Consider the following 6,834-nt stretch of genomic DNA (forward strand, 5'->3'; position numbering starts at 1 on the left):
AACCTCGACTCCTGAGTTGTTCAATAGGTTTGCGCCAGTGGCGGCGCGTTGGCGCGGCCACTCAGCCATGGGCATGGATCAGGCCATCATCGCACAAAAACAGCACGATCGTGCTTTTTTATGACCAGACGAGCCATAACGACCAATTATCGGCGCATCGCTGCGCAGCAGCCTCCATTTTCCGCACAAGTTGGCGGTTCATCAGCCCTGGCTGGCAGGTATTGCACCGCCGCTATTGTTCTGGATATGCAAAACACGTTGCGGGAACGGAATCTCGATGCTGGCAGCGCGCAAGCCCTCGAGCACGGCGATATTGACCGCCGACTTCACATTGGCCTGGCCGTTCATCGGATCGTTGATGTAAAAGCTCAGGCTGAACTCCAGCCCGTCAGGCGCGAAATTCACCAGGAATACCGAGGGCTCGGGCTTGGCCAGCACCCGGGCCTGCGCCAGTGCGGCGCTCTTCAAGACCTCGCGCACCTGCGCGACATCGCTGTCTGCGCCCACGACAATCTGGGTCGTCAGATTGAACTTCTGGTCGGCATCGGTGAGGTTTTCCACCCGCTGGGTGATCAAGGTCTCATTGGGGACAATCGATTCGCGCCCGTTGGAGGCACGGATGACGGTGTAGCGCGTGCGGATGTCGGTGATGCGGCCTTCAAAACCGTCAACGCGCACGTTGTCACCAATGCGCAAGGCGCGTTCGATCAGCACCAGAAAGCCGCTGACATAGTTGGAGGCGATCTTCTGCATGCCAAAGCCCAGGCCGACCCCGAAGGCACCGCCCAGCACCGACAGTGCCGTCAGATCGACCCCCACCAGCGACAGCGCCACCAGCAGGCCGACCGTGATCAGCAGCATGCGCGTGAGGTTGACGGCCATCTTGCGCATCGACAGGTCCTTGACCATATCGTCGATCACGCGCTGCTCGAAGGTGGTCGAAATCCACAGCACCACCAGCATCACCATGCCCACCGATATCGCCCCCTGGAACAGCTCCAGCACCGATATCGACGTCTTGCCAAAGGCGAACTGCACGGCATCGAGCTGGGCCATCACCTGCGGCAGCACACCCAGGATGCCCAGCACCGCGACGCCCCAGGCCAGCCACGAGAAAATCCGCTCGATCAGGCGCACCAAGGTGGAGTTGGGAAAGGTCTTGGCCAGCACCCGGGCCACCAAGCGGATCACCGCGAGCGACAGCAGAATCTGCACCGCCAGCCGCAGCAAGAACACCGGCTGGTAGTGCTCCACCAGCATGCGGGCCGCTGCAGTGAACAGCAGCGCCAGCAGCGGGAACAGCGCCCCGCCCCAGGCCGTCTTGCCAAACCATACCGAGGGCTTGCCATCGTCGCGGTGGCGGTAAAAACTGCGTGTCAGCAGCCAGGCCAGGCCAATGCAAATCACCAGAACGGCCAGTTCCTGCCAGGTGCTGGCCTGTTCAAAGTCCTGTAGTAAACGATCAAAGATATCCATGCGCCGGTCTCATAGGGTCCAAAAAAAGCATACGCGCAAGCATATGCTGGTTCCGTACCGTATCACCGATAGGGCGCTGCCGTTTGTAGGAGCGGCAGAGTTCCTGGGACGCGCGGCTGAGCGCAGCCTGAGGCTAAGACCAGACCGGCTTGCGCTTTTGCGCAAAGGCCTGCGCGCCTTCCTGCGCATTGCTGTCCATCATGTTGGAGGCCATGCACTGGCTGGCCACCTGGTAGGCCGCTTCGATGCCCAGCTCCCGCTGCTGGTAGACGAGGGCCTTGCCCATGCGCACGGCTGCAGCGGGTTTGCTGATGATGGCGGCGACCAGCTTTTCCAGCTCCGCATCGAGCTGCTCGGGAGCGGCCACCCGGTTGACCAGGCCCTGGGCCAGCGCCTGCTCAGCACTGATGAACTCGCCCGTCAGCAGCATCTCCATCGCCTGCTTGATGGGCATGTTGCGCACCAGGGGCACGCTGGGTGTGGCGCAGAACAGGCCGTACTGGATGCCGCTGGTGGCAAAGCTGGCCTCGCTGCTGGCAACGGCCAAGTCACACTGCGCCACCAGCTGGCAGCCGGCAGCGGTCGCCATGCCCTGCACCCGCGCGATCACGGGCACCGGCAGCTTCTGGATCGCCATCATCACCTGGCTGCAGCGGTTGAACAGGTCCTGGTACCAGGCGCGGTCAGGATGGGCGGCCATGTCCTTGAGGTTGTGGCCCGCGCAAAAGGCCCGGCCCTGCGCGGCCAGCACCACCACGCGCACGGAGGCATCCTGCGCAATGGCGGCCAGCGCGGCGCGCAAGGCAGCGAGCATCTCATCACCCAGCGCGTTGAAGCGCGCCGCATCATTCATGCACAAGGTCACCACACCACGCGCATCGCGGCTGTGCACAAGCAAGTTGCTGTCCGTCATGGCCAGTTCCTCAAAAAGTTGTTTACAGATCGGCGAGCACGCGGATGTGGGCTTCCACACTGGCTGCCAGCGGCGTCATCACATAGCCGCCTTCCAGACAGGAGACGATGCGGCCCTTGCTGAAGCGCCGTGCAATGTCTTTCACGCGGTGGGTGATCCAGGCGTAGTCGGCCTCGACCATGCCCAGCTGGCCCATGTCGTCTTCACGGTGGGCATCAAAGCCTGCGCTGATGAAGACCATCTCGGGCTTGAATTCCTCGAGGCGCGGGATCCAGTAGGTCTCGACAATCTCGCGGATGTCCATGCCCTTGGTGTAGGCTGGCACCGGCACATTGAGCATATTGGCCGCCGGGTCCTTGTCGCCCGAATGCGGGTAGAAGGGGTGCTGGAAAATGCCCACCATCAAAATGTGCGGGTCGCCGGCGCAGATGTCTTCGGTGCCATTGCCGTGGTGCACATCAAAATCGACAATCGCTACGCGCTTAAGCTGGTGGCGCATCAGCGCATACTTGGCGGCAACGGCGACATTGTTGAAAAAACAAAAGCCCATGGCCTGCTTGCGCGTTGCATGGTGGCCCGGCGGGCGCACGGCGCAAAAGGCGTTTTCCATCTCGCCGCTGATCACCGCATCGGTGGCAGCCAGCGCCGCGCCACAGGCGCGCAGCGCGGCATTCCAGGTGGCACCGTTGACGGCGGTGTCGGTGTCCAGCATCAGGGTCTGCGGGCCACCAATGGCCTGGTTGTCGGCCGCCATCTCGGACAGGCCACGGATCGACGCAATATGCAGGCGCTCATGGCCCAGTTCCAGATCGGACATGCTGGCCTTGGGGGCGTCGCGCCGCTCCAACGCGTCCCCCACCCCGGTGATCAGCAAGCGGTCTTCAATCGCATCCAGGCGAGCAGCGCATTCCGGGTGGGCAGGCCCCATGTCGTGCAGCCAACAGTCACGGTGGCTGAAATAACCTGTCTTGGACACAGTTTTCGTCTCCTTAACTGCCTTTGTCGTTTATTGTGCTGGTATGCAGACACAGCACACCATACAAAAATTATTGACTCAGCTTAACACGGTGATTGTGGGGAAACCGGCGCAGGTTCAGGATTGTCTGACTTGTTTGCTGGCGGGAGGACATCTGCTGATTGAAGACGTACCAGGTGTGGGCAAGACCACGCTGTCGCATGCGCTGGCCCGCACCTTGGGGCTGCAGTTTGCGCGGGTGCAATTCACTGCAGACCTGATGCCCAGCGACTTGACCGGCGTGTCGGTCTATGAGCGCGAGCAGCAGGCCTTTGTGTTCCATCCCGGCCCCGTATTCACCCAGGTTTTGCTGGCCGATGAAATCAACCGCGCCAGCCCCAAGACGCAAAGCGCGCTCCTGGAGGCCATGGAAGAAAAACAGGTGACGGTCGAGGGCGCCACGCGCCCGCTGCCCCAGCCTTTCTTTGTCATCGCCACGCAGAACCCGCTCGACCAGCTGGGCACCTATGCGCTGCCCGAGAGCCAGCTCGACCGCTTCCTGATGCGCATCTCCTTGGGCTACCCCGACCAGGCGGCCGAGTTCCAGCTGCTGGCCGGCCAAGGCCACCGCGACATCGCCAACCAGTTGCCGGCACTCACCTCGGCCGTCGAGCTGAAGTTCCTGCAGCAGGAAGTGACCAGCGTGCGCGCCAGCGATGCGCTGATCCACTATGTGCAGGCGCTGATCGCCGCCACGCGCTCGGGCCAGTGGTTTGTGCAGGGCCTGTCCCCGCGCGCAGGCATTGGCCTCATCCGGGCCGCCAAGGCGCAGGCCTTGATCCAGGGCCGCGACTATGTCGCGCCCGATGATGTGCAGGCCATCCTGCCGCAGACCACCGCGCACCGGCTGGTGCCGGTCAGCACCTCGGGGCGCAGCGCGGTCGAGCAGGTGCGCGCGATGATGGACAGCGTGGCGCTGCAGTAGTGTGAGTGCGCCCCCAGCGGCTTCAGGGCAGCCCCGCAACCGCCCTGTCCAGCGGCTTCGCCAGCGCATGCGCCAGTGGTGGCTGGCCCAGTTGCCCAGCGCCAGCCGCCATGCCGTCAGCCGCCGCAACCTCTACCTGCTGCCCACGCGTGCGGGCTGGATGCTGGCGCTCACCTTGCTCGTGCTGCTGGTGACCAGTATCAACTTTCAGCTCAACCTGGGCTTTTTGCTGACCTTCATGCTCACCGGCGCGGCGCTGGTGTCGGTGGGTATCGGCTACCGCAATCTGCTGGGTCTGCAGCTGGAGCTGCATGCCCCCGAGGCCCAGTTTGCCGGCCAGCCGCTGCGCCTGGATCTGCGTCTGGACAACCCCAGCCGGCGCAGCCGCTATGCACTGGGCATACGCCACTACCAAGGCCATGAACTCAGCCAGGTGGACGCCCCCGCGCAAGCCAGCACCCCCATGCAACTGAGCACGCCCGCTGAGCGGCGCGGCTACCAAAACCTGCCTGCGGTGCTGGTCGAGACGCGCTTTCCACTCGGCGTCTTTCGCATGTGGACCGTCTTTAGAACCACCGAGAAGGCTCTGGTCTACCCCAGCCCAGAAACCAACCCACCGCCGCTGCCGCTGGGCCTGGCCGATGCAGGCACCGGAAGCAGCGCCAGCCTGCGGGCCAGCAGTGGGGAGTTTGATGGCGTGCGCAGCTACCGGCGCGGAGACCCGCTCAAGCTGGTGGTCTGGAAGAAAGCGGCGACCTCGCTGGCCACAGGCAGTGGCCATTTTGTCGTGCGCGACAACCAGCACCAGGCGCAGCAGGACCTGTGGCTCGATGCCAACCAATGCGGCCTGGCAGAACGTGAAGCCCAGCTCTCGCGCCTGGCCGCCTGGGTGGTGATGGCCGACCAGCAAGGCCTGCGCTACGGGCTGCGTTTGGGAGCGGCCAACGCCGAGCAAACCGCCGACAGCGGGCCCGCACACCGCCAGGCCTGTCTGCGCGCACTGGCACTGGCCTAGGAGCAGCACGATGCCCTCTGTTTTCAACCCTGCCCACACCGCAGGCACCAGCCGCTGGTCCAGCCTGCCACGCGAGGCGCGCGATACCCTCTTTTTGCTCGCCGTCGTCGGCTGGATCCTGCTGCCGCTCACGGCCACCTTGCCGCTGTGGGCCTCGGCGCTCGCCTATGCCTTGCTTGCCTGGCGCGGCCGCATTGCGCTTTTGCAAAAGCCCCTGCCCGGCCGCTGGCAGCTGCTGGCCCTGCTGGTGCTGGTCGTCGGGCTGACCTTGTTCAGCTACCGCACCATCCTGGGCGCCGATGCCGGCGTCACGCTGGTCAGCATGCTGCTGACGCTCAAGACCATGGAGCTGCGTGCCAAGCGCGATGCGATGGTCATTTTCTTCCTCGGCTTTTTTGCGCTGATTGCCAACTTTTTGCATTCGCAGTCGCTGCTGACGGCCTTGGCCATTGCCATTGGCCTGGTGGGCTTGCTCACTGCGCTGGTCCATGCGCATATGCCGGTGGGCCAGCCTTCGCTCAAGTTTGCGGCAGGCCTGTCGCTGAAGATGGTGGCCATTGGCGCGCCACTCACGCTGGCGCTGTTTGTCTTTTTCCCGCGCATGGCGCCGCTCTGGGGCGTGCCCCAGAACCCGACGGCCAAGACCGGCCTGTCCGAGGAGATGACCGTGGGCTCGGTCGCATCGCTGGCCCAGGACGAGGGCATTGCGTTTCGCGTCAAGTTCGACACCCCGCAAAACCGGCCGCCCCCCGCCAACCAGCTGTACTGGCGCGGGCCGGTGCTGTCCGATTTCGATGGCACGACCTGGCGCGCGACGCCCAGCTTTCGCAATCCCGATGACCGGATATTTGCCGACATCCGCACCGAAGGCGAGGCGCTGCGCTACGAGCTGACCCTGGAGCCGCACCAAAAGCCCTGGCTGCTGACCCTGGACCTGACCCGAGAGGCGCCCACGCTGCCACGCGGCCGCGCCTACAGCACCGGCGATCTGCAGTGGCTCAGCAGCCGGCCCATCACCGAGGTGACCCGCATCGTGGTGGAGAGCCACACACGCTACCAGTTTGGCATGCAGGCGGGCAAGCGCGAGCTGGCCTTCAACCGCCGGCTGCCGGCGAGCAGCAACCCGCGCACCCAGGCCTGGGTGGCGCAGCTGAGCGCCGAGGTGGGCGAGCGCCCCGACCGCAGCGCCCAACTGGTGCAGCGCCTGCTGGGGCAGCTGCGCAGCGGCGGCTACACCTATACGCTGGACCCGGGCGTCTACACCGGCCAGGCGGCCGACCAGTTCTGGTTCGACCGCAAGGAAGGCTTTTGCGAGCATATCTCGGCCGCCTTTGTGGTTGCACTGCGCAGCGCCGGCGTGCCCGCACGCATTGTGACCGGCTACCAAGGGGGCGAAGCCAACAGCGTCGACGGCTACTGGACCGTGCGCCAGGCCGATGCCCATGCCTGGGCCGAAGTGTGGCTGGGCGAAGAACAAGGCTGGGTGCGGT

General features: G+C 64.5%; 6 protein-coding genes. 3 read left to right on the forward strand and 3 right to left on the reverse strand.

What is annotated here, in order from left to right; all coding sequences use genetic code 11:
* Positions 1-201: 201 nt before the first annotated feature.
* The 3 genes from H928_RS0113210 to H928_RS0113220 form a co-directional block, all read right to left on the reverse strand.
* Entirely contained in the window at positions 202-1,476 is a 1,275-nt protein-coding gene (locus H928_RS0113210) for a mechanosensitive ion channel family protein (RefSeq protein WP_021026939.1), read from the reverse strand.
* 133 nt (positions 1,477-1,609) lie between these two features.
* On the reverse strand, positions 1,610-2,389 hold the full coding sequence (locus H928_RS0113215; RefSeq protein ID WP_021026940.1) for an enoyl-CoA hydratase: 780 nt from the start codon (positions 2,387-2,389) through the stop codon (positions 1,610-1,612).
* Positions 2,390-2,411: 22 nt separating this feature from the next.
* Positions 2,412-3,365, reverse strand: coding sequence for a histone deacetylase family protein (locus tag H928_RS0113220; protein ID WP_027010912.1), 954 nt, complete (start codon positions 3,363-3,365; stop codon positions 2,412-2,414).
* 43 nt (positions 3,366-3,408) lie between these two features.
* Here H928_RS0113220 and H928_RS0113225 point away from each other — a divergent pair, with 43 nt between their 5' ends.
* The 3 genes from H928_RS0113225 to H928_RS27630 form a co-directional block, all read left to right on the forward strand.
* Positions 3,409-4,329, forward strand: coding sequence for a MoxR family ATPase (locus H928_RS0113225; RefSeq protein ID WP_021026942.1), 921 nt, complete (start codon positions 3,409-3,411; stop codon positions 4,327-4,329).
* 67 nt (positions 4,330-4,396) lie between these two features.
* Entirely contained in the window at positions 4,397-5,344 is a 948-nt protein-coding gene (locus tag H928_RS0113230; RefSeq protein ID WP_148293152.1) for a DUF58 domain-containing protein, read from the forward strand.
* A gap of 10 nt (positions 5,345-5,354) precedes the next feature.
* A partial coding sequence (locus H928_RS27630; protein WP_043340044.1) for a DUF3488 and transglutaminase-like domain-containing protein occupies positions 5,355-6,834 on the forward strand: 1,480 nt, incomplete at its 3' end.

It is taken from the genome of Comamonas sp. B-9, from assembly GCF_000410635.1.
In the GTDB taxonomy this organism is placed as follows: domain Bacteria; phylum Pseudomonadota; class Gammaproteobacteria; order Burkholderiales; family Burkholderiaceae_C; genus Comamonas.